The sequence below is a fragment of the Agromyces excoecariae genome, assembly GCF_051715505.1.
Lineage (GTDB): Bacteria > Actinomycetota > Actinomycetes > Actinomycetales > Microbacteriaceae > Agromyces.
The window spans coordinates 117,838-139,672 of the sequence record NZ_JBPSLA010000012.1 but is presented as its reverse complement, the minus strand read 5'-3'; the positions used below and the strand labels follow the sequence as shown (position 1 = coordinate 139,672).

Here is a 21,835-nt window from a genome sequence, read left to right as displayed (position 1 = left end):
GATCCATCACTGTTCCGAGGTAGGGACTCGGCCCATGCTATCTTTTGGCCTAGGTCAAGCCAACGTCTTGTCCGTCACATTGGCGCGAATGCGCACCATCCGTCGAAAGGGAACCCCGATGAGCTCTGCCGAGACCGGCTCGAGCCGCGTGAAGCGCGGCCTCGCCGAGATGCTGAAGGGCGGCGTCATCATGGACGTCGTCACGCCCGAGCAGGCGCGCATCGCCGAGGATGCCGGCGCGGTCGCCGTCATGGCGCTCGAGCGGGTCCCCGCGGACATCCGCGCTCAGGGCGGCGTCGCCCGCATGAGCGACCCCGACCTCATCGAGGCGATCATCGCCGAGGTCTCGATCCCGGTCATGGCGAAGGCGCGCATCGGACACTTCGTCGAGGCGCAGGTGCTCCAGGCGCTCGACGTCGACTACATCGACGAGTCCGAGGTGCTCTCGCCCGCCGACTATGTCAACCACATCGACAAGTGGGGCTTCACCACGCCCTTCGTGTGCGGTGCCACCAACCTGGGCGAGGCGCTGCGTCGCATCAACGAGGGCGCGGCCATGATCCGCTCGAAGGGCGAGGCCGGCACCGGCGACGTCTCCGAGGCGACCAAGCACATCCGCAAGATCACCTCCGAGATCAACCAGCTGAAGTCGATGACGCGCGACGAGGTCTACGTCGCCGCGAAGGAGCTCCAGGCGCCCTACGACCTCGTGCTCGAGGTGGCCGAGACCGGCAAGCTCCCGGTCGTCCTCTTCACCGCGGGCGGGGTCGCGACGCCGGCGGATGCCGCGATGATGATGCAGCTCGGCGCCGACGGCGTGTTCGTGGGTTCCGGCATCTTCAAGTCCGGCAACCCCGAGCAGCGCGCTGCCGCGATCGTGAAGGCGACGACCTTCTACGACGACCCGAAGGTGGTCGCCGAGGTTTCGCGCGGCCTCGGCGAGGCCATGGTCGGCATCAACGTCGGCGACCTGCCCGCTCCGCACCGGCTCGCCGAGCGCGGATGGTGAGTCTCCGCGACGAGTCCCTGGGGGCGACGGATGCCACAGGTCCGACCGTCGGCGTCCTCGCCCTCCAGGGCGACTTCCGCGAGCACGCGCGCGTGCTGGGCGAGCTCGGCGCCCGCGTCGTCCTCGTCCGCCGGCCCGAGGACGTCGAGGGGATCGACGGGCTCGTGATCCCCGGCGGCGAGTCGACCGTCATGGACAAGCTGTCTCGCGCGTTCGGCGTCGCCGGACCGCTGAAGCGCCGGATCGCCGACGGCCTGCCCGTCTACGGCACGTGCGCCGGCCTCATCATGATCGCCGACACGCTGCTCGACACGATCGACGGCCAGCAGAACTTCGGCGGTCTCGACGTCGTCGTGCGACGCAACGCGTTCGGGTCGCAGAACGAGTCCTTCGAGACCGAGCTGTCGGTGCCGGCCCTCGGCGACGAACCGGTCCACGCCGTGTTCATCCGCGGTCCCGTCGTCGAATCGGTCGGGGAGAACGCGAGGCCGCTCGCGGCGCTCGCCGACGGTCGTGTCGTGGCCGTCGAACAGGGCGACCTGATCGGCACCAGCTTCCACCCGGAGATCGAGGGCGACCACAGGTTCCACGAGTACTTCCTGTCGAAGGTGCGCGCGGCGGTCGCCGCGGCGGCATGAGGGGTGCCGTTCGGCGCCCGCCAGCGTGCGCGAAGGGGGACGCGGGCGCGCTGGCCTAGAATGTCGGGGTACTGATCACCGTTACGGGAGACGCATGTCCGGGCATTCCAAGTGGGCGACGACCAAGCACAAGAAGGCCGTCATCGACGCGCGCCGCGCGAAGTCGTTCGCCAAGCTCATCAAGAACATCGAGGTCGCGGCCAAGCTCGGCGGCGCCGACCTGAACGGCAACCCGACCCTGTACGACGCGGTGCAGAAGGCGAAGAAGACCTCGGTGCCGAACGACAACATCGACCGCGCCATCAAGCGCGGCGCCGGCATCGGCGGCGAGGCGGTCGAGTACCAGAACATCACGTACGAGGCCTACGGCCCGAACGGGGTCGCCCTCATGATCGAGGTGCTCACCGACAACAAGAACCGCGCGGCCGCCGAGGTCCGCACGGGCCTGAGCCGCAACGGCGGCACGCTCGCCGACCCCGGCTCGGTCGCGTACAACTTCACGCGCAAGGGCGTCATCGTCGTCACCGGCGAGGGCACGACCGAGGACGACGTCATGATGGCGGCCCTCGACGCCGGGGCCGAGGAGATCGAGCCGCACGCGCAGGGGTTCGAGGTCATCACCGACCCGTCGTCGATGGTCGACACCCGCAAGGCGCTGCAGGAGGCGGGCCTCGACTACGAGTCCGCCGACATCGAGTTCGTGCCGAACCTCAAGGTCGAGATCGATGCCGAGACGGCACGCAAGGTGTTCCGCCTCATCGACGCGCTCGAGGACAGCGACGACGTGCAGAACGTCTACAGCAACTTCGACCTGACCGCCGAGGTGCAGGCCGAGCTCGAGTCCGAGGACTAGGCCGATCGCCGTGCGCGTGCTGGGCATCGACCCGGGACTCACGCGCTGCGGCGTGGGCGTGGTCGATGTCGAGCCGAACCGCACGGCCAGGCTCGTCGACGTCGTGGTGCTGCGTTCGCCCGCCGACCTCGACACGCCCCGCCGCCTCGCTCGGATCGCCGACGGGCTCGAGGCGATCCTCGAGGAGCACCGCCCGCAGGCGGTGGCACTCGAGCGCGTGTTCGCGCGCTCCGACGTCTCGACGATCATGGGCACCGCCCAGATCTCCGGCGTCGCCATGCTCATCGCCGCGCGGCGAATGCTACCGGTCGCCTTGCACACGCCGAGCGAGGTGAAGGCGGCGATCACCGGCTACGGGCGCGCCGACAAGGCGCAGGTCGGGGCGATGGTCGCGCGCATCCTCGGGCTCGAGGCGGTTCCGAAGCCGGCGGATGCCGCCGACGCGCTCGCGCTGGCGATCTGCCACGCGTGGCGCACCGGGGGAGCGGCGGGCGCCGCGATCGCCGACGCGGAGGCCGGAGCCGGTGCGGGGCGCGATGCGGCGGGCACTGCGCTCACGCCCGCACAGCGGGCATGGCTCGCCGCGGAGCGCGCCGCAGCCGTGTCGGGAGCTGCCCGTAGGGTGAAGGAGTGATCTCCTCCCTCCGCGGTCGCGTGCTCCACGCCTCCGGCAGTTCGCTCGTCGTCGAGGTGTCCGGGGTCGGCTATCTCGTGAACGCCACGCCGGCGTTCGTGCTCGCGAGCCGGGTCGGCGACGAGGTGCTGGTCCACACCTCCCTCGTCGTCCGCGAGGATTCGCTCACGCTCTTCGGCTTCGCCACGCGAGACGAGCTCGAGGTCTTCGAACTCCTGATCGGCGTCACCGGCGTCGGGCCGAAGTCCGGGCTCGGGGTCCTGTCCGCGATGTCCCCGACCGATGTCGCCCGTGCCGTCCAGTCGGAGGACGACGGCGCCTTCCGACGCGTCAGCGGCATCGGCCCGAAGACCGCGAAGCTCATCACCCTCTCGCTCGTCGGCAAGCTCGTCGCTCCGGCAGCTGCCGCGAGCGGCGCCCCGGTAACGACGGGCGGGGTCGCCGACGACGTGCTGGCCGCGCTCACCGGGCTCGGCTGGTCCGAGAAGCTCGCCGGCGAAGCGCTCGCCGAGGCGCTCGAGACGGCGGATCCCGCGGCCGCGGCCTCGGTGCCCGTGCTGCTGCGTCTCACGCTCGCCCGGCTCGGCCCGGCGCAGCAGGGGGCCCGGGCGCGATGAGCGACGACGACCTCGACCTCACAGACCCCGAACTCGCCTCCGAGGCCGAGCTCGCGTTCGAGGGCGCCCTGCGACCGAAGAGCCTCGGGGAGTTCGTGGGTCAGACCCGCGTGCGGGGTCAGCTGCAACTGCTCCTCTCCGCAGCCGCCATGCAGCAGCGGACGCCCGACCACATCCTCCTCGCGGGTCCGCCCGGGCTCGGCAAGACGACGCTCGCCATGATCGTGGCGCACGAGGGCGGGCGCCCGCTGCGCATGTCGAGCGGTCCCGCCATCCAGCACGCCGGCGACCTCGCCGCCGTCCTGTCGTCGCTGGTGCCCGGCGAGGTGCTGTTCATCGACGAGATCCATCGCATGGCGCGCTCCGCAGAGGAGATGCTGTACCTGGCGATGGAGGACTTCCGGATCGACATCATGGTCGGCAAGGGAGCGGGCGCGACATCCGTGCCGCTCGACCTCTCGCCGTTCACGCTCGTCGGAGCGACCACACGGGCGGGTCTCCTGCCGAATCCGCTCCGCGACCGGTTCGGGTTCACCGCACACCTCGAGTTCTACGACGAGGCCGAACTCGAGCAGGTGCTCGTCCGCGCCGCGGTCATGCTCGGGCTCGACATCGATCGCGCGGCGATCGCCGAGATCGCCGGTCGCTGCCGCGGCACGCCGCGCATCGCGAACCGACTCCTCCGTCGCGTGCGCGACTATGCGCTCGTCCACGGCGGCAGGGCCGACGTCGATGCCGTGCGCGCCGCACTCGAACTGTACGACGTCGACCCGCTCGGGCTCGATCGGCTCGACCGCGCCGTCATGATGACGATCCTCACGAGGTTCGGCGGCGGGCCCGTCGGCCTCAACACGCTCGCCGTCTCGGTCGGCGAGGAGGCGGAGACCATCGAGGCGGTGGTCGAACCGTTCCTCGTCCGAATCGGACTCATCACGCGCACGCCGCGCGGGCGGATGGCCACGCCCACCGCCTGGCGGCACTTCGGACTCGTCAGTGAGGCCGAGGGCACCGGGGTGGCGCTTCCCATCGATGACCTATAATCCTTTGAGGCTCCGGCCACCCCGCCCCTGATCGTGCGCAGTGCGCACACCGGAAGGTTCCCACCCCATGGTCCTTGATCCGCTGACTCTCATCATGCTCGCCGTCCTGGCGGTGCTGATCTTCTTCATGTTCCGCAACTCGCGCAAGCGTCAGGCCGAGGCACGTGAACTGCAGTCGAAGGTCGCGCCGGGCGCGAAGGTGATGACGAACTTCGGGGTGTTCGGAACGATCCTCTCCATCGACGAGGAAGAGAACCGGGTCGAGCTCGAGTCGTCCCCCGGCACCGTCCTCACGGTGCACCGCCAGACCATCGCCCGTGTGGTGGAGCCGGTCGAGGCCCCCGTCGAGGCTGCTGCCGCGATCGAGGGTGAGCCAGAGTTCGGTGAGCGCGTCGACGAGTCCCCGAACGACGAGACGCCCGAAACCAAGAAGTCGGACGACTGAGGCCCACCCCATAGCTCTGCCCGCGCGACGCTGCGCGGGCTCCCTGCAGAGAAGGCACACACCGTGGCTGCACCATCCAAGCGGTCCTCGCGACCGACGCCCGTCCGCAAGGCCGTGCGATCACTGACCTGGCTCGGCGTCATCATCGTCGCGCTGTTCGGCATCAACGCGGCCGGCGTCATCTGGGGCGGTGGTTCCTGGACGCCCAAGCTCGCGCTCGACCTCGAGGGCGGCACCCAGATCATCCTCGCGCCGCAGCTCGCCGACGGTGAGACCGTCTCGCAGGAGCAGCTCGACCAGGCGGTCTCGATCATCCGCCAGCGCGTCGACGCCTCCGGCGTGTCGGAGGCCGACATCACGACGCAGGGCGGCCAGAACGTCGTCGTCGCGATCCCGGGCGAGCTCGACGAGCAGACGCGCAACCGGATCGAGTCGTCGGCGAAGCTCGAGCTCCGGCCGGTGCTGCTCGCGGACGCCGCGACGAACCAGTCGATCGACCCGAGCGAGAGTCCCGAGCCGACCGATGGTGCAGAGGACGAGGCGCTCTCCGCGACGCCGAGCGTCGAGCCGACCGACGCCAGCGACCCGAACTGGGTGACTCCCGCGTTGCAGGACGAGTTCGACACGTTCGACTGCGCGACGCTCGATGAGAGCGGCGCGAACGTCGCCCCCTCCGATGAGCCGCTCGTGACGTGCGACTCGACCCGGACGATCAAGTACCTGCTCGGACCGGTGGAGGTCAGCGGCGAGGACATCGTCGACGCGACGAACGGCCAGGTGCAGACCCAGACCGGTGCGACCACCGGCCAGTGGGCCGTCAACATCATCTTCAACGATCGCGGCACCGCGGCGTTCTCCGAGGTGAGCCAGCGGCTCTTCGCCCTGAACGGGCAGACGCCGCGCGACCAGTTCGCGTTCGTGCTCGACGGCGCGGTGCTGTCGGCACCGCAGATGAACGGCGTCATCACCGACGGCCGCCCGCAGGTGACGGGCAACTTCACGCAGGAGTCCTCGAAGGCCCTCGCCGACCAGCTGAAGTTCGGTGCCCTGCCGATCAGCTTCGAAGTGCAGTCCTCCGACACCATCTCGGCGACGCTCGGAACCTCGCAGCTCCAGTCGGGGCTGATCGCGGGCATCATCGGCCTCATCCTGGTCGTGATCTACACGCTGTTCCAGTACCGCGCCCTCGGCTCGGTCACGATCGCGTCGCTGATCATCGCGGGCGTGATCACCTACCTGATGATCACAATCCTCGGCTGGTACCAGGGCTACCGACTCTCGCTCGCGGGAATCGCCGGTCTGATCGTGGCGATCGGCTTCACTGCGGACTCGTTCATCGTGTACTTCGAACGCGTCCGAGACGAGCTCCGCGACGGCAGGCCCCTCGTCGGTGCCGTCGAGGCCGGCTGGAAGCGCGCACTGCGCACCGTGCTGTCGTCGAAGTCGATGAACCTCCTCGCGGCGGTGGTGCTCTACATCCTCGCCGTGGGCAGCGTGCGCGGCTTCGCGTTCACGCTCGGTCTGACCACGATCATCGACGTCATCGTCGTGATCCTGTTCACGCACCCGATGCTCCAGCTGCTGGCGCAGACGCGCTTCTTCTCCAGCGGGCACACGTGGTCGGGTCTCGACCCGCAGGCGCTCGGCGCGGTCTACCGCGGCCGAGCGGAGTTCCGCAAGCCGGTCGCCGTTCCGGCGAAGAAGGCGGCATCCAGCTCGCGCGAGGCGCAGAAGCGCCAGACCATCGCCGAGCGCAAGGCGGCGCAGGCCGACGCCACCGTCGGCGCCGGCGAGAGCAAGGAGTCCTGATGGCCAACCGACTCACCAGGTTCGGCAACGACCTCTACACGGGCAAGCGGTCGTTCAACTTCGTCGGCGGGCGCAGGAAGTGGTACGCCATCGCGGCCGTGCTCATCATCCTCTCCGTGCTCGTCCCCGTCCTCCGCGGATTCAACTTCGGCATCGAATTCCGCGGCGGATCGCAGTTCCAGATCAGCGGAGTCGCGAACGCGACCGAGCAGCCCGCCATCGATGCCGTCGGCGAGGTCGTTCCCGGTGCGGTCGCGCGCGTGACCATCGTCGGCTCCGACGGGGTGCGCGTGCAGACCGACCAGCTCGAGCAGGCCGAGTCGCGCGAGCTCACCACGGCCCTCGCCGATGCATACGGCGTGCCCGAATCCGAGGTGACCTCGTCGTTCATCGGCGCGAGCTGGGGCGCGGACATCACGCGACAGGCGCTCGTCGGTCTCCTGGCATTCCTCCTGCTCGCCGCCGTCATCATGGCGTTGTACTTCCGCACGTGGAAGATGTCGCTCGCGGCGATCCTGTCGCTCCTCGGAGACCTGGTCGTGACCGCCGGGCTCTATGCGGCGGTCGGCTTCGAGGTGACCCCGGCGGCCGTGATCGGCATCCTGACGATCCTCAGCTACTCGCTGTACGACACCGTCGTGGTGTTCGACAAGATCCGTGAGAACACCTCCGAGGACGGCCAGGAATCGCGCCGCACGTTCGCCGAGTCCGTGAACCTCGCCGTGAACCAGACGCTGGTTCGTTCGATCAACACGAGCGTGGTGGCCGCGCTCCCCGTCGCCGCGATCCTGTTCATCGGCGCCGGCGTGCTCGGTGCCGACACGCTCCGCGACATCTCGCTCGCGCTGCTCATCGGCATCCTCGTCGGCACGTGGTCGACCGTCTTCATCGCCGCTCCGCTGTACTCGCAGCTGCGCGAGGGAGAGCCCGTGATCAAGCGGCACGACCAGAAGGTCCTCAAGGAACGGGAGCGCGCCGGCGGGTCGACCGCCGAGGCCCTGCCGGTCGCGTGAGGCGTCCTCCGGACCTCGATGGCGCCCGACCGTTTCGGAAGCGGTGATAATTGAGGTCTGGAGGTGCGGGGCTCATGACCGATACCGGTGTCAACTCGACGGCGTCACTGCGTCGACTCGTGCCTCGGATCTTCTCCAAGGCGCTCCCCGCTGGGGCGGTCGACAACGTCATGCGGACCGTGCGGATGCATCATCCGAAGGCCGACCTGTCGGTCATCGAGCGTGCCTACACGGTCGCCGAACGTGCCCACGAGGGGCAGAAGCGGCGAAGCGGCGAGCCGTACATCACGCATCCGATCGCGGTCGCGCAGATCCTCGCCGACCTCGGTATCGGCTCCAAGGCGGTCGCTGCGGCGCTCCTGCACGACACCGTCGAGGACACCGCGTACACGCTCGACCAGCTGCGCGCCGATTTCGGTGACGAGATCGCCATGCTCGTCGACGGCGTCACGAAGCTCGACAAGGTCAAGTACGGCGACTCCACCCAGGCGGAGACCGTTCGCAAGATGATCGTCGCGATGTCCAAGGACATCCGCGTGCTCATCATCAAGCTCGCCGACCGCCTGCACAACGCGCGAACCTGGGGCTTCGTCCCGGCGGCGTCGGCGACGCGGAAGGCGACCGAGACCCTCGAGATCTACGCGCCGCTCGCGCACCGTCTCGGCATCCAGACGATCAAGTGGGAACTCGAGGACCTCTCGTTCGCGGTGCTCTACCCGAAGCTGTACGCCGAGATCGAGAGCCTCGTCAAGCAGCGCACCCCGCAGCGCGAGGAGTACGTCCAGTCGGTGATCGACCTGGTCTCCGACGACCTCAAGGCGGCCCGCATCCGCGGCAAGGTCGTCGGCCGGCCGAAGCAGTACTACTCGATCTACCAGAAGATGATCGTGCGCGGCCGCGACTTCGACGACATCTACGACCTGGTGGGCATCCGGATCCTCGTGAACTCGGTGCGGGACTGCTACGCCGTGCTGGGCTCGATCCACGCCCGCTGGACGCCGGTGCCCGGCCGGTTCAAGGACTACATCGCGACGCCGAAGTTCAACCTGTACCAATCGCTGCACACGACGGTGATCGGCCCGAAGGGACGGCCCGTCGAGATCCAGATCCGCACGCACGACATGCACCAGCGGGCCGAATACGGTGTCGCCGCGCACTGGAAGTACAAGGAGCGGATGGCGGCCGGCCACACCGACGGCGCGGCGACGCGCGGCGACGCCGACATGGCGTGGCTCGCGCACATCTCGGACTGGCAGGCGGAGACCGCCGACCCAGGCGAGTTCCTCGACTCGCTGCGGTTCGAGATCGGCGCGAAGGAGGTCTACGTCTTCACTCCGAAGGGGCGGGTGATCGGCCTGCCCGCGGGCGCGACGCCCGTCGACTTCGCCTACGCCGTGCACACCGAGGTCGGCCACCGAACCATGGGTGCGAAGGTCAACGGGCGCCTGGTGCCGCTCGAGAGCGAGCTCGTGAGCGGCGACGTCGTCGAGGTCTTCACGTCGAAGAACCCCGACTCCGGCCCCAGCAAGGACTGGCTGAACTTCGTCAAGAGCCCGCGCGCTCGGAGCAAGATCCGGCAGTGGTTCACGAAGGAGCGGCGCGACGAGGCGATCGAGCACGGGCGCGACGCGATCGCGCGGGCCATGCGCAAGCAGAACCTGCCGCTGCAGAAGCTCATGAGCCAGGAGTCGTTCGCCGAGGTCGCCTCGCAGCTGCGGTACGACGACGTCTCCGCGCTGTACGCGGCCGTCGGCGAGGGGCATGTGTCGACGCAGTCCGTCATCGAGAAGGTCATCGCGCTCGTACGCGACGTCGACGACGCGGACGAGCCCGAGCTGCCGGCGATCCCGGTCCGGTCGCGGCCGTTGCCGCGGACGAGCGACTCCGGGGTGCTCGTTCGAGGCGCGCCCGACATCCTCGTCAAGATCGCGCGGTGCTGCACACCGGTCCCCGGCGACGACATCGTCGGCTTCATCACCCGCGGTTCCGGCGTGTCGGTGCACCAGGCCTCGTGCCACAACGTGCAGTCCCTGCTCCGCGAGCCCGACCGCATGATCGACGTCGAATGGGCGCCGAGCTCGAAGAGCGTCTTCCTCGTGCAGATCCAGATCGAGGCGCTCGATCGGGCCGGACTGCTCTCCGACGTCACGCGGGTGCTCAGCGAGCATCACGTCAACATCCTCTCGGCGAACGTCTCGACGTCGTCCGACCGGCTCGCCATCAGCCGCTTCGTGTTCGAGATGGGCGACACCACCCACCTCGACCGGGTGCTCAACGCGGTGCGCCGCATCGACGCCGTCTACGACGTGTACCGGGTCAGCGACGGCTGAGCCGTCGCGAGAGTCTCCGCCGAGGTGAGGCGCGCGAGCGCGGCCGCCTTGTGCGGCAGACGATGGGCCCCTTCGAGACGGGCTCTCACCGCACCACCCGCGGAGCGATCGACCGCCAGCAGCCGGGCGACGATGTCGACGGTGTCGCGCCCGGCGGCCGGGTCGCGGACGAGGTCGTAGACGGTGCGGTGCAGCGTGGTGCATCGGATGTGACTGATCACGACGATGTCCACGGCCTCGATCGCGACCTCGCGCAGGAGCATGTCCGCCGGCAGTGATCGGGTCGCCACGCGTTCGGAGTGCGGGACGCAGCATTCCGCGATGGGAGGCGGAGTCGGCAGCGCCCCGTGCACCCAGGCCGCGGAGCGGCGCTCGATGACGAACGGCGGTGGAAGGCGCGGCGCGACCGAGGCCGCGCGGAGGCCCGGAAGGTCGGGTTCGTCGATCGGACACCATCCGGCTCCGATCCGCATCACCTCGCCGTCCAGTCTCGCGGCGCAGAGCTCGGCCAGGGGAAGGTCGTCGACATCGAGGACTGAGGGGAGTCGGGCCATGCGAGCCATGTTGCGGCATCCGCTGCGACGGCGGGTGACCGTGATCCCGGGTTGTGGAACGTCGCTACCGCCTTCGTGGCGCGCGGAGGAGCGTGGCGCGATCGTTGCCGACGCGACTCGACCCGCCGCCGCGAGCGCGACGACGGGTCGAGTGGAGAACGGGACGGCTCAGCCGCCGACGGCCTTCAACCAGGCGCGGCGGGCATCGAGCGCCTCGCGCGCGGCGGCGACCGCCCTCGCGTCACCGGCGGCCTCGGCGTCGGCGAGCTCGGCCTCGAGCTTCGCGATCGCGTCGTGCAACTGGCCGAGCATGCCCTCGGACCGCGCCTTCTTCTCGGGGTCCTCGCGCTCCCAGCGCTCGTCCTCGAGGCCGCGCACGTGGTTCTCGACCTTGCGAAGGCGATCCTCGACCGTCCGGACCTGATCGCGCGGCACGCGCCCGATCTCATCCCACCGGCGCTGGATGCCGTTCAGCGAGGAGCGTGCGGCCCGGGCGTCCTTCGACGAGAGCAGCGCGTCGGCCTCGTCGAGCAGCGCGAGCTTCTGCGTGAGGTTCGCGCGGTACTCCTCGTCGTCCTTCGCGTCGATCTCGGCCTTGGCCTGGAAGAGCACGTCGCCGGCGGCCTTGAACTTCGCCCACAGGGCGTCGTCGACCTTCTTGCCGGCGCGGCCCGCCTGCTTCCACTCGTCGAGGAGCGCGCGGTACTCGACGACCCCGTCGGCACCGCGCGGTGCCAGGGCCTCGGCACGCTCGATGAGGCGCTGCTTGCGCTGGCGCACCTCGCGGTGCGCCGCGTCGAGTTCGGCGAAGAACGCCTTGCGGTGCTGCTCGATGGTCGAGCGCGCAGCGCGGAATCGCTTCCAGAGGTCGTTCGCCTCGCCCTTCGGCAGGCGGGGGCCCTCTTGCTGGTGCTGCTGCCAGCGGGCGAACAGGGCATCGAGTTCAGCGGACGTCTGCTTCCACTGGGTCTTCGACGGGTCCTGCGCGGCGAGGGCCTCGGCCTCCTCCACGATGCGGGTGCGCTCGGCGATCGCGTCGGCGAGCGCCGCCTTCGCCTCGGCCTGCTGCTGGGCGGTGAGCTCCTGCGTCGTGCCGGAGAGCGCCTCGAGACGGCGCGTGAGCGACTCGAGGTCGCCGACCGCGTGGGCATCGGCGACGCTCGCCTGGAGCGTGGCGACGGCCTTGGCGACATCCGCCGCGGGCGCTCCGCGCCGCACACGCTGCTCGAGCAGCCCGACGGCGCCCGCGAGGTCGGCGTACTTCCGCTCGAAGTACGCCAGCGCCTCCTCCGGGGTCGCGTCGGGGTACTGCCCGACTTCGCGCTCGCCCTCGCTGGTCCGCACGAAGACGGTGCCCGTCTCGTCGACGCGGCCCCACGGTTGCTGTGCTGAATCGGTCACGAACTCACCCTGTCGTCGTGCGGATGCCGCATGCGCGGCGGATGACGGCATCAAGCCTATTGCACCCCCGAGACCCGTGCCCGTCCCGCGGAGGACGCGGGACGCCGAGGCTCACTCCACCACGAACGACGTGATGCTCACCGGACGGACCGGAGCCCCGTCGGTCGCTCCGTCGGCGACGCCCTGGCCGGTGATGTCGGCTCGCAGTGCGTCGAGCCCATCGGTGACGCGGCCGATCACGGTGTACCCGCCCGCGGCGTCGGAGGGGATCGTCGAGTCCTCGTAGACGATGAAGAACTGGCTGCCCTGGCTCTCGGCGGCTCCGCCCTGCCGGGCCATGGCGATGGTGCCGGCCGGGTACACGTCGTCGGCGGGGGCGTTCTCGATCGGGCCGTAGCTGTACCCGGGGCCGCCCGAACCGTCGCCGTTCGGGTCGCCGCACTGCAGCACGAAGATGCCCTCGGTGGTGAGCCGGTGGCAGGTGAGCCCGTCGTAGAAGCCGGAGTCGACGAGGCTGACCGTGCTCGAGACCGCCTGCGGCGCCGCTGCGCCGTCGAGCTCGACGGAGAGCGTCGTGTCGTTCAGGGTCAGTGCCCCGACCCAGGTGCGGTCCTCCGCCAGGTCGGGCGAGGGCGCCTCGGCCTCGGCGGTCGGAGTCGGCGAGGGCGTGGGTTCCGCCTCGGGGGTGCCCGGCCCGCCGGAGAAGTAGAACAGCTGGGCGGCGGTTGCGATCGCGAGCACCACGACGAGCGCCACACCGGCGATCACGTTGTCGCGCGTCCGGCGACGCACCGCGCGTCGGTGGACCTCCTGGCGGGCCTGGTACGTGCGGAGGCGCGAGCGCTCCTCGCGCGCCTGACGGTCGTTCGTTGCCACGCTGCTCCTTCGGGGGAATCCTGCGGAGGAGAGCCTACGCAACCGCGGCATTCCGGGGCGAATCCTGCGGTTCGGGTGAGCGGGGGAGTGTCGGTGCCCGCCAGTACGCTGGACGGCATGGTGGATTCGGCCCAGGGGTTGCGCGCGGGCGCCACCCCCCTCGCGGTGCGCATGCGGCCGCGGAGCCTCGACGAGGTGGCCGGACAACGACACCTGCTGACGCCCGGTTCACCGCTCGTCGCGCTCGCGGCCGACCGCACGGGGGAGTCGGGGGCGGTCTCGGTGATCCTGTGGGGCCCGCCCGGCACGGGCAAGACCACGCTGGCGCAGGCGATCGCCCGCTCGTCGGGGCGCAAGTTCGTCGAGCTCTCGGCGGTCACCGCCGGCGTCCGCGACGTGCGCCAGGTGATGGAGGCGGCGCGCGCCGACCGCGACCTCTACGGCGTGTCGACGGTGCTGTTCCTCGACGAGATCCACCGCTTCACCAAGGCCCAGCAGGACGCGCTCCTCCCCGGCGTCGAGAACGGCTGGGTCATCCTCGTCGCGGCGACGACCGAGAACCCGTCGTTCTCCGTGATCTCGCCGCTGCTCTCGCGATCGCTGCTGCTCACGCTCGAGACGCTCGACGACGACGACCTCGCGATGCTCGTCGACCGCGCGGTCGCCGATCCGCGCGGCCTCGGCGGTCGGGTCGAACTCGCACCCGAGGCGCGCGCCGCGATCGTGCGGCTCGCGTCGGGCGACGCGCGTCGCGCGCTCACCGCGCTCGAGGCGGCGTCGACGTCGGCGGTGAGCGAGGCGGCTCAGGCGGCGGCGGATGCGCCCGGCGCAGCCGCCCGTGCCGACGCCGTCGGGCGCGGGGCGGAAGCCGGCGGGCGCGGTGACGATGCGGACGGCGACGAGGAGGGCGAGGTCGGTGGAGCCGATCCCGACGCCGTCCCGCAACCGGTGTCGCTGCCGGTGATCACGCCCGAGGTGGTCGCGCGCGCCGTGGATCGGGCACTGCTCCGCTACGACCGCGACGGCGACGAGCACTACGACGTCATCAGCGCCTTCATCAAGTCGGTGCGCGGGAGCGACGTCGATGCGGCACTGCACTACCTGGCGCGGATGATCGAGGCCGGCGAGGACCCGCGGTTCATCGCGCGTCGGATCATCGTGCTGGCCTCGGAGGACATCGGCATGGCCGACCCGACCGCGCTGGGCGTGGCGGTCGCCGCGGCCGACGCCGTCCAGTACATCGGCATGCCCGAGGGGCGGATCCCGCTCGCGCAGGCCGTCGTGCACCTCGCGACCGCACCGAAGTCGAACGCCGCCTACCTCGGGATCGACGCCGCCCTCGCCGACGTCAGGGCGGGTCGTGCGGGCCGCGTCCCGAAGCACCTGCGCGACGCCCACTACCCGGGTTCGAAGCGGCTGGGGCACGGCAGGGGCTACGCCTACCCCCACGACGACCCGATCGGCGTGGTGCCCCAGCAGTACCTGCCCGACGAGCTCGGGGGAGCCGTCTACTACACGCCGACCGAGCACGGGAACGAACGCGAGGTGTCCGCGCGCCTCGCCAAGCTCCGCCGCATCGTGCGCGGTGAGCGCTGACGGGCCGCGCATGGTAGGATCGACGCTGGCCTGAAGCCAGATTCTCGCGTGCGGCTGCGCGGTTTCCACGGCGAAGGGATGCGACCTGTAGCCGGTCGCCCCGTGGCGAACCCCTCTGAACATCGTCTTTCCGGCGCTCGGCGCGCCCGGAACCACACCGTTTGAGAATCCTCCGAAAGGACATCGTGACCAACCAGTCTCGTAGCAAGACCCGCCTCTCCCGTGCGCTCGGCGTCGCCCTCACCCCGAAGGCCGCCCGCTACATGGAGAAGCGTCCGTACGCTCCCGGCGAGCACGGCCGCACCAAGCGCAAGCAGGACTCCGACTACGCCGTGCGCCTTCGCGAGAAGCAGCGCCTGCGCGCCCAGTACGGCATCCGCGAGAAGCAGCTCCGCATCGCGTTCAACGAGGCCCGCCGCACCGACGGCCTGACCGGTGAGAACCTGGTCGAGCTGCTCGAGATGCGCCTCGACGCGCTCGTGCTCCGTGCCGGCTTCGCCCGCACCATCTCGCAGGCCCGCCAGTTCGTCGTGCACCGCCACATCACCGTCGACGGCAAGATCGTCGACCGTCCGTCGTTCCGCGTGAAGCCGGGCCAGGTCGTCGGCGTCAAGCAGCGCTCCGAGGGCACCGAGCCGTTCCAGGTCGCGGCGGCCGGCGGCCACGTCGACGTGCTTCCCAAGACCCCGGGCTACCTCGAGGTCGAGCTCGACAAGCTCCAGGCCACGCTCGTGCGTCGCCCGAAGCGCGCCGAGGTGCCCGTCACGTGTGACGTTCAGCTCGTCGTCGAGTACTACGCCGCCCGCTAGTCGGCGGTTCGCCCGAACGGGGTCGCGGTTCGCCGCGGCCCCGTTCGTCGTCTCCGCGCGGCATCCGTCGCACGCCCTAGACTGGGGGGATGCGTGCGCGCTGCGCAGCGCAACGACCCCTCGAGGAGTGAGACGTGAAGAGCATCCTGTGGTTCACCGTCGGCGTGGCGGCCGGGTTCGCGGTCGCGCACCAGGTCAACCGCACGGCGCAGGGCCGTGAGTTCTTCGAAGGGATCGACGCCAAGGCTCGGGCGTTCGGTCGCGCGGTCGCCGAGGGCTACCACGCGCGCGAGGCCGAGCTCCGGGCGGCCGAGGACCACTAGTCGCGGCGCGCGACGCAACCCGCGCCAGGCGCGGGACGTTCCACCATTCCCACGAACCAGAACGGAATCATGCAGACTGCCGAGATCCGCCAGCGCTGGCTCGACTTCTTCGCCGCGCGGGGCCACACCGTCGTGCCGTCGGCCTCGCTCGTGTCCGACGACCCGTCGCTGCTCTTCACGGTCGCCGGCATGGTGCCGTTCGTGCCGTACCTCACCGGAGTCGTTCCCGCACCGTACCCCCGCGCCACGAGCGTGCAGAAGTGCATCCGCACGAACGACATCGAAGAGGTCGGCAAGACCCCTCGTCACGGCACGTTCTTCCAGATGAACGGCAACTTCTCCTTCGGCGACTACTTCAAGGAGGGGGCGATCACGGCCGCGTGGGAGCTCCTGACCACCTCGGAGGCCGAGGGAGGCTACGGCTTCGACCCGAAGGACCTCTGGGTCACGGTCTACGAGGAGGACGACGAGGCGCGCGAGATCTGGAAGCGCGTCGCGGGACTGCCCGACGAGCGGATCCAGGGCCTCGGCAAGGACACGAACTACTGGCACACCGGCCAGCCCGGTCCGGCGGGGCCGTGCTCGGAGATCTTCTTCGATCGCGGACCCGAGTACGGCATCGACGGCGGGCCGGCGACCGACGACGACCGGTACGTCGAGATCTGGAACCTCGTGTTCATGCAGTACCTGATCGCCGACGTGAAGTCGAAGGTCGACTTCACGATCGTGAAGGAACTGCCGAAGAAGAACATCGACACCGGCATGGGCCTCGAGCGCGTCGCCTTCATCAAGCAGGGCGTCGACAACATGTACGAGATCGACCAGGTCCGCCCGGTCCTCGACGCCGCTGCGCGGCTCTCGGGTCGTCGCTACGGCGCCGACCACGAGGACGACGTGCGCATGCGCGTCATCGCCGACCACATCCGCTCCTCCCTCATGCTCATGAGCGACGGCGTCACGCCGTCGAACGAGGGGCGCGGCTACATCCTGCGACGCCTGCTCCGCAGGAGCATCCGCGCGATGCGACTCCTCGGCGTCGAGGCCCCGACCTTCCGGGAGCTCTTCGCCGCCTCGCGCGACGCGATGTCGGCCGCGTACCCCGAGGTCGCGACGAGCTACACCCAGATCGAGCAGCTCGCGCTCGGCGAGGAGGCCGCCTTCCTCCGCACGCTGACCGCCGGCACCGCGATCCTCGACACCGCGGTCGCGAAGACCAAGGCGGATGGCGCGGAGCGGCTGGCGGGGGACACGGCGTTCCTCCTGCACGACACCTACGGCTTCCCGATCGAGCTCACGCTCGAGATGGCGGAGGAGGCCGGGCTCGCGGTGGATCGCCAGGCGTTCGACACGCTCATGGCCGACCAGCGCTCGCGCGCCAAGGCCGACGCGAAGTCGAAGAAGAAGGTGCTCGCCGACCTCTCGGTCTACAGCGACTTCCGCGCGAAGGGCGAGACGGTCTTCACCGGCTACACCGACCTCGTGACCGACTCGAGCGTGCTCGGCATCCTCGTCGACGGCCGCCCGGTCGCGGCGGCCTCGGCCGGCCAGACGGCCGAGGTCATCCTCGCCGAGACCTCGCTCTACGCCGAGTCCGGCGGCCAGGCGCCCGACCAGGGCCGCATCGTCGGTGACGGCTTCGAGCTGCAGGTGCTCGACGTGCAGAAGCCCGTCAAGGGGCTCATCAGCCACACGGTGAAGGTCACCGCCGGCGAGGTGGGCGTCGGGGTCCCGGCGACGAGCATCGTCGACGAGGACTACCGCCGCGGCGCGACGCAGGCGCACTCGGGCACCCACCTCGTGCACGCGGCCCTCCGCCAGGTGCTCGGGCCCACCGCGCACCAGTCCGGTTCGTTCAACAAGGCGGGCTACCTCCGCCTCGACTACGGCTGGAACCAGGCGCTCTCCGCCGAGACGCGCAGCGAGATCGAGGAGGTCGCGAACGGCGCCGTGCGCGAGAACCTCGAGGTCGTCACCCGCGAGATGCCCATCGACGACGCCAAGGCGCTCGGGGCGATGGCACTGTTCGGCGAGAAGTACGGCGACGTCGTGCGCGTCGTCGACATCGGCGGACCCTGGTCGCGCGAGCTCTGCGCGGGTACGCACGTCGCCCGCAGCGCCGAGATCGGCATGATCAACATCGTCGGCGAGTCCTCGGTCGGCGCGTCGAACCGACGCGTCGAGTCGCTCGTCGGGCGTGATGCGTTCGCCCGATTCGCCGCCGAGCGCGCCCTCGTGCAGGAGCTCACCGGCACGTTGAAGACTCGGCCGGAGCTGCTGGTCGACCGAGTCGGCGAGCTCGTCGCGAGCCTCAAGGCCGCAGAGAAGAAGATCCAGGCGTTCGAGTCGAAGGCCCTGAACGACCGCGTCCCCGACCTCGCGTCGAAGGCGCAGCGCGTCGGTGAATTGCTGCTCGTCACCGAGGCGGTCGGGAAGCTCGGCTCGGGCGACGAGCTCCGCTCGCTCGCGACAGCCGTGCGCGGCAGGCTGGGCGATGCGGCATCCGTGGTCGCCCTGGTCGGCGAGGTCGGCGGCAAGCCGCTCGCGATCGCGGCCACGTCGCCGGCCGCGCGCGACGCCGGTGCGAACGCCGGCGCGATCGCGAAGGCCATGGCTGCGGCGCTCGGCGGCGGGGGCGGCGGCAAGCCCGACCTCGCGCAGGGCGGCGGCACCGACCTCGGGGCGATCCCCGCGGCGCTCGGTGCCGCGCGAACCGCAGCGGGAGCCTGATCGTGCGAGCCGGTGCGCGACTCGGTATCGACGTCGGCCGGGCGCGCATCGGGGTGGCGAGATGCGATCCGTCGGCGATCCTCGCCGTGCCCGTCGAGACGATCGCGCGCAGCGCCGACGAGGACGGCTCAGACCTCCGTCGCGTGCTCGACCTGGCCGCTGAGTACGAGGCCGTCGAGCTGGTGGTCGGGAACCCGCTGTCGTTGTCGGGCCTGCCGACGGCCTCGACGGCCGATGCGGTCGGCTTCGCCGAGCGACTGGCGGAGACCGGGGCGTCGGTGCGACTCGTCGACGAGCGGATGTCGACCGTGAGCGCTCAGCAGGCGCTTCGGTCCGCGGGGAAGTCCGCCAAGAAGCAGCGTCCGATCATCGACCAAGCCGCAGCCGTTATCATTCTGCAACATGCCATCGATGCCGAGCGCGCATCGGGCACCGCCCCCGGACGCACGATCTCCGTCGAGGAAGGCTCCTGACCTCGTGACCCAGCTCCCCCCAGAGCGCCGAAGCGGCTCCGCACCCACGCCGCCCCCGACCGACCCGCCGACGGCGGCGCCGATGACCCGTCGCGAACTGCGCGAGATGGAGCAGCGGCAGGCGGCGGAGGCCGCACAGCGCGCCGCCGTGGAGGATGAACGGCGTGCGGCGGCCGAGCAGGCCCGGTATGCCGCGACCGCGGCCGCAGAGCGCCAGGCCGCCATGGAGGCGCGGCGTGCGGCGGCCGAGGAAGCGGAGCGTGCGGCAGAGGCCGAGTGGCGCGCCGCACAGGCGGCGCCGCAGGCCGTGCGTCGGGAGGAGGTGCCGCCGCCGCAGTCCGCACGCGTCGCGCGGACCGGGTCGATGGGACTGCCCGGCCAGCATCCGGTCCGGCAGCCGGCGCGCGAGCCGGTGGCCCAGTGGGACGATGAGGGCGTGCGAGGAGACGCCGCCGACGACCGTGATCGCTACGCCGCCGATGACCGCGACCGCTACGCCACCGACGACGCGTTCGCCGCGACGTCCACCGGACCGCTCCGCGGCCGCGCAGGTGCCGGACCGGACGACTGGCCGCCGACCGGTGGACGCGGCTTGGTCGCCGAGACCGACCCCCACCACCAGGACCCGTTCGCCGACCTGGGCGACGACGCGTCGCGCCCGTCGCGCTCCGACCGTCGGGCGGCGGCCGCATGGGAGTTCGAGGAGCACGAACGCGAGCCCAACCGTCGTCGACGGGGAGCCTGGGGATGCCTCATCGCATTGATCGTGCTGGGCGCGCTCGTCGCGGGCGCCGCGTTCTTCCTGCAGGGGCCGATCACCTCGCTCATGGAGCGCTTCCAGCCGCCCGAGGACTACACCGGGGCGGGAAGCGGCGAGGTCGTCTTCATGATCAACGAGGGCGACGGCGGCGAGACCATCGCAGCGAACCTCGAGGAGCAGGACATCGTCGCCTCCTCGGAGGCCTTCATCGAGGAGGTCACGAGTCGCTCCGAGCAGCCGATCTTCTATCCGGGCGCCTACCGGATGGCGAACCAGATGAGCGCGGATGCCGCCCTGGACGCGCTGCTCGACCCCGAGAACAAGCTCGAGAACACCTTCGTGATCCAAGAGGGCCTCTGGGCGCGTGACGCACTCGCGAACGCCGCCGCTGCAACCGGGATCCCCGTCGAGGACCTCCAGGCCGCGGCGGCCGACCCGCAGGCGCTCGGCCTGCCGGCCGAGGCCACCGGCGTCGAGGGCTTCCTCTTCCCGGCGACCTACACCTTCGGGCCCGACGTCACCGCCGACGAGGTCGTGCAGACGCTCGTGGACCGGTCGTTCCAGGCCCTCGACGACGCCGGGGTCGCGCCCGAGGACCGCTGGGAGACCGTGATCATCGCCTCGATGATCGAGCGCGAGGCGGGCTCGGAGGAGGACGCGTACAAGGTCTCGCGCGTCATCCGGAACCGGCTCGATGCGAACCAGTTCCCGTCGCAGCTGCTCCAGTTCGACTCGACCGTGCACTACGGCACGGGCGACGACACGGTCGTGACGACCACCGACGCCGAGCGTGCCGATCCCGCGAACCCGTACAACACCTACGTGCACCCCGGCCTGCCGCCCGGCCCGATCGGAAACCCGGGCGACGTCGCGATCGACGCCGCCCAGAATCCGGCCGACGGTCCGTGGCTCTACTTCGTCACGGTGAACCTCGAGACCGGCGAGACCGTGTTCTCGGCCACGCTCGAGGAGCACGAGGCGGCGGTCGAGCAGTTCCTGCGATACCTCGACGAGAACGGATAGCACCTCGATGGCGAACTCGCCCGGAGCGACGGATCCGGTCGCGCCGACGCACCGCGTGCGACTGGCCGTGCTCGGGTCGCCGATCGAGCACTCCAGGAGCCCGGCGCTGCATCGAGCGGCCTACGACCGGCTCGGACTCGAGTGGGACTACGACGCGATCGAGGTGAGATCGGGCGGGCTCGCCGAGTTCCTCGAGCGCGTCGGCGGCGATGCGGGTGCGTCCTGGCGCGGCCTGTCGCTCACCATGCCCCTCAAGCACGAGGTGCTGGACCATCTCGACAGGGCCGATCGGCTCGTTGAACTCGCCGGTGCGGCCAACACCGTGCGGTTCGCCGAGGACGGCACGATCCAGGGGTTCAACACGGACGTCGGCGGCATCGTCCGCACGCTCGGCGAGGCCGGCCTCGAGCGGGTCCACCGTGCGGTGCTCATCGGCGGCGGGGCGACGGCATCGTCGGCGCTCGTCGCGATCGCCGACCTCGGCGCGGTCGAGGTCGACGTGCTCGTGCGCAACCCGGACCGCGCGATCGGCGTCGAGGAACTCGCACGCCGACTGGGAATCGTCGTGCGCGTGCGACCGCTCGCGGAACTCGCGTTCGCGGCATCCGCCGACCTCGTCGTCAGCACGGTGCCCGGCGGCACCGACCTCGGCGTCGCCCCGTCGGACGCGCTCGCCGGTTCGGCCGTGCTCCTCGACGTGGCCTACGACCCGTGGCCGTCGGTGCTCGCCGCCGCGTGGCTCGAACGGGAGGGCCGGGTGACCCACGGGCTCGGGATGCTGCTGCACCAGGCGCTGCTCCAGGTGCGCATCTTCGTCTCGGGCGAGCCGTTCGAACCGTTGCCCGACGAGGCCGCGGTGCTCGACGTCATGCGCCGGAGCCTCTGACCCCGCTGTGGGAGGATGG

Annotated in this window: 20 protein-coding genes; 17 read left to right on the top strand and 3 right to left on the bottom strand. The window is 70.6% G+C overall.

Annotated elements, in window-relative coordinates:
• The first annotated feature begins 118 nt into the window (after positions 1-118).
• The 10 genes from pdxS to ACSJD1_RS12325 all read left to right on the top strand — a co-directional run bounded on the left by pdxS (position 119) and on the right by ACSJD1_RS12325 (position 10,388).
• Positions 119-1,009, top strand: a complete 891-nt coding sequence (pdxS, locus tag ACSJD1_RS12370; RefSeq protein WP_438855603.1) for a pyridoxal 5'-phosphate synthase lyase subunit PdxS — start codon at positions 119-121, stop codon at positions 1,007-1,009.
• Positions 1,003-1,647: a pyridoxal 5'-phosphate synthase glutaminase subunit PdxT gene (pdxT, locus tag ACSJD1_RS12365; protein ID WP_438855602.1), complete on the top strand. Its 645-nt coding sequence runs from the start codon at positions 1,003-1,005 to the stop codon at positions 1,645-1,647. The genes pdxS and pdxT overlap by 7 nt, the downstream gene beginning before the upstream one ends.
• A 94-nt stretch (positions 1,648-1,741) precedes the next feature.
• Positions 1,742-2,500 (top strand): YebC/PmpR family DNA-binding transcriptional regulator, encoded by a 759-nt coding sequence (locus tag ACSJD1_RS12360; RefSeq protein ID WP_438855601.1) that lies wholly within the window; start codon positions 1,742-1,744, stop codon positions 2,498-2,500.
• Positions 2,501-2,510: 10 nt separating this feature from the next.
• Entirely contained in the window at positions 2,511-3,134 is a 624-nt protein-coding gene (gene ruvC / locus ACSJD1_RS12355) for a crossover junction endodeoxyribonuclease RuvC (protein ID WP_438855600.1), read from the top strand.
• Entirely contained in the window at positions 3,131-3,751 is a 621-nt protein-coding gene (ruvA, locus tag ACSJD1_RS12350) for a Holliday junction branch migration protein RuvA (protein WP_438855599.1), read from the top strand. The genes ruvC and ruvA overlap by 4 nt, the downstream gene beginning before the upstream one ends.
• Positions 3,748-4,791, top strand: a complete 1,044-nt coding sequence (ruvB, locus tag ACSJD1_RS12345) for a Holliday junction branch migration DNA helicase RuvB (protein ID WP_438855598.1) — start codon at positions 3,748-3,750, stop codon at positions 4,789-4,791. The genes ruvA and ruvB overlap by 4 nt, the downstream gene beginning before the upstream one ends.
• A gap of 67 nt (positions 4,792-4,858) precedes the next feature.
• Positions 4,859-5,236, top strand: coding sequence for a preprotein translocase subunit YajC (gene yajC / locus ACSJD1_RS12340; protein WP_438855597.1), 378 nt, complete (start codon positions 4,859-4,861; stop codon positions 5,234-5,236).
• A gap of 63 nt (positions 5,237-5,299) precedes the next feature.
• Positions 5,300-7,045, top strand: coding sequence for a protein translocase subunit SecD (gene secD, locus ACSJD1_RS12335; RefSeq protein ID WP_438855596.1), 1,746 nt, complete (start codon positions 5,300-5,302; stop codon positions 7,043-7,045).
• On the top strand, positions 7,045-8,058 hold the full coding sequence (gene secF, locus ACSJD1_RS12330; protein ID WP_438855595.1) for a protein translocase subunit SecF: 1,014 nt from the start codon (positions 7,045-7,047) through the stop codon (positions 8,056-8,058). Before secD ends, secF begins: the two co-directional genes overlap by 1 nt.
• A gap of 74 nt (positions 8,059-8,132) precedes the next feature.
• Positions 8,133-10,388 carry a RelA/SpoT family protein gene (locus tag ACSJD1_RS12325; protein WP_438855594.1) on the top strand — a complete coding sequence of 752 codons (2,256 nt, stop codon included), beginning with the start codon at positions 8,133-8,135 and terminating at the stop codon, positions 10,386-10,388.
• On the opposite strand, the gene ACSJD1_RS12320 is transcribed toward ACSJD1_RS12325, so the two are convergent.
• From ACSJD1_RS12320 to ACSJD1_RS12310, 3 genes are all read right to left on the bottom strand, one after another.
• Positions 10,358-10,942 carry a type IV toxin-antitoxin system AbiEi family antitoxin gene (locus ACSJD1_RS12320; RefSeq protein ID WP_438855593.1) on the bottom strand — a complete coding sequence of 195 codons (585 nt, stop codon included), beginning with the start codon at positions 10,940-10,942 and terminating at the stop codon, positions 10,358-10,360. The two genes, ACSJD1_RS12325 and ACSJD1_RS12320, sit on opposite strands and share 31 nt — an antisense overlap.
• A gap of 168 nt (positions 10,943-11,110) precedes the next feature.
• Positions 11,111-12,343, bottom strand: a complete 1,233-nt coding sequence (locus tag ACSJD1_RS12315) for a DUF349 domain-containing protein (protein ID WP_438855592.1) — start codon at positions 12,341-12,343, stop codon at positions 11,111-11,113.
• Between the two features lie 111 nt (positions 12,344-12,454).
• The gene (locus tag ACSJD1_RS12310; protein ID WP_438855591.1) at positions 12,455-13,219 is read right to left on the bottom strand and encodes a peptidylprolyl isomerase; all 765 of its coding nucleotides are present in this window, start codon (positions 13,217-13,219) and stop codon (positions 12,455-12,457) included.
• Positions 13,220-13,336: 117 nt separating this feature from the next.
• Between ACSJD1_RS12310 and ACSJD1_RS12305 the strand changes: the two genes are divergently transcribed.
• From ACSJD1_RS12305 to ACSJD1_RS12275, 7 genes are all read left to right on the top strand, one after another.
• Positions 13,337-14,815, top strand: a complete 1,479-nt coding sequence (locus ACSJD1_RS12305) for a replication-associated recombination protein A (protein ID WP_438855590.1) — start codon at positions 13,337-13,339, stop codon at positions 14,813-14,815.
• Between the two features lie 185 nt (positions 14,816-15,000).
• Positions 15,001-15,624 (top strand): 30S ribosomal protein S4, encoded by a 624-nt coding sequence (gene rpsD / locus ACSJD1_RS12300; protein WP_438855589.1) that lies wholly within the window; start codon positions 15,001-15,003, stop codon positions 15,622-15,624.
• A gap of 134 nt (positions 15,625-15,758) precedes the next feature.
• Complete coding sequence (locus tag ACSJD1_RS12295) at positions 15,759-15,947, top strand: hypothetical protein (protein ID WP_155052127.1); 189 nt, start codon at positions 15,759-15,761, stop codon at positions 15,945-15,947.
• 69 nt (positions 15,948-16,016) lie between these two features.
• Positions 16,017-18,674, top strand: coding sequence for an alanine--tRNA ligase (gene alaS / locus ACSJD1_RS12290; protein ID WP_438855588.1), 2,658 nt, complete (start codon positions 16,017-16,019; stop codon positions 18,672-18,674).
• A 2-nt stretch (positions 18,675-18,676) separates the two neighbouring features.
• The gene (ruvX, locus tag ACSJD1_RS12285) at positions 18,677-19,147 is read left to right on the top strand and encodes a Holliday junction resolvase RuvX (protein WP_438855587.1); all 471 of its coding nucleotides are present in this window, start codon (positions 18,677-18,679) and stop codon (positions 19,145-19,147) included.
• Positions 19,148-19,229: 82 nt separating this feature from the next.
• Positions 19,230-20,930 (top strand): endolytic transglycosylase MltG, encoded by a 1,701-nt coding sequence (gene mltG, locus ACSJD1_RS12280; protein WP_438855586.1) that lies wholly within the window; start codon positions 19,230-19,232, stop codon positions 20,928-20,930.
• Positions 20,931-20,937: 7 nt separating this feature from the next.
• Positions 20,938-21,816 carry a shikimate dehydrogenase gene (locus ACSJD1_RS12275; protein ID WP_438855585.1) on the top strand — a complete coding sequence of 293 codons (879 nt, stop codon included), beginning with the start codon at positions 20,938-20,940 and terminating at the stop codon, positions 21,814-21,816.
• Positions 21,817-21,835: the final 19 nt, after the last annotated feature.

Excerpts from the sequence above, each read along its gene's own strand:
- pdxS (WP_438855603.1), top strand. The coding sequence starts at position 119 with ATGAGCTCTGCCGAGACCGGCTCGAGCCGCGTGAAGCGCGGCCTCGCC.
- pdxT (WP_438855602.1), top strand. The coding sequence starts at position 1,003 with ATGGTGAGTCTCCGCGACGAGTCCCTGGGGGCGACGGATGCCACAGGT.
- ACSJD1_RS12360 (WP_438855601.1), top strand. The coding sequence starts at position 1,742 with ATGTCCGGGCATTCCAAGTGGGCGACGACCAAGCACAAGAAGGCCGTC.
- ruvB (WP_438855598.1), top strand. The coding sequence starts at position 3,748 with ATGAGCGACGACGACCTCGACCTCACAGACCCCGAACTCGCCTCCGAG.
- yajC (WP_438855597.1), top strand. The coding sequence starts at position 4,859 with ATGGTCCTTGATCCGCTGACTCTCATCATGCTCGCCGTCCTGGCGGTG.
- secF (WP_438855595.1), top strand. The coding sequence starts at position 7,045 with ATGGCCAACCGACTCACCAGGTTCGGCAACGACCTCTACACGGGCAAG.
- ACSJD1_RS12325 (WP_438855594.1), top strand. The coding sequence starts at position 8,133 with ATGACCGATACCGGTGTCAACTCGACGGCGTCACTGCGTCGACTCGTG.
- ACSJD1_RS12320 (WP_438855593.1), bottom strand. The coding sequence starts at position 10,942 with ATGGCCCGACTCCCCTCAGTCCTCGATGTCGACGACCTTCCCCTGGCC.
- ACSJD1_RS12305 (WP_438855590.1), top strand. The coding sequence starts at position 13,337 with ATGGTGGATTCGGCCCAGGGGTTGCGCGCGGGCGCCACCCCCCTCGCG.
- alaS (WP_438855588.1), top strand. The coding sequence starts at position 16,017 with ATGCAGACTGCCGAGATCCGCCAGCGCTGGCTCGACTTCTTCGCCGCG.
- mltG (WP_438855586.1), top strand. The coding sequence starts at position 19,230 with ATGACCCGTCGCGAACTGCGCGAGATGGAGCAGCGGCAGGCGGCGGAG.
- ACSJD1_RS12275 (WP_438855585.1), top strand. The coding sequence starts at position 20,938 with ATGGCGAACTCGCCCGGAGCGACGGATCCGGTCGCGCCGACGCACCGC.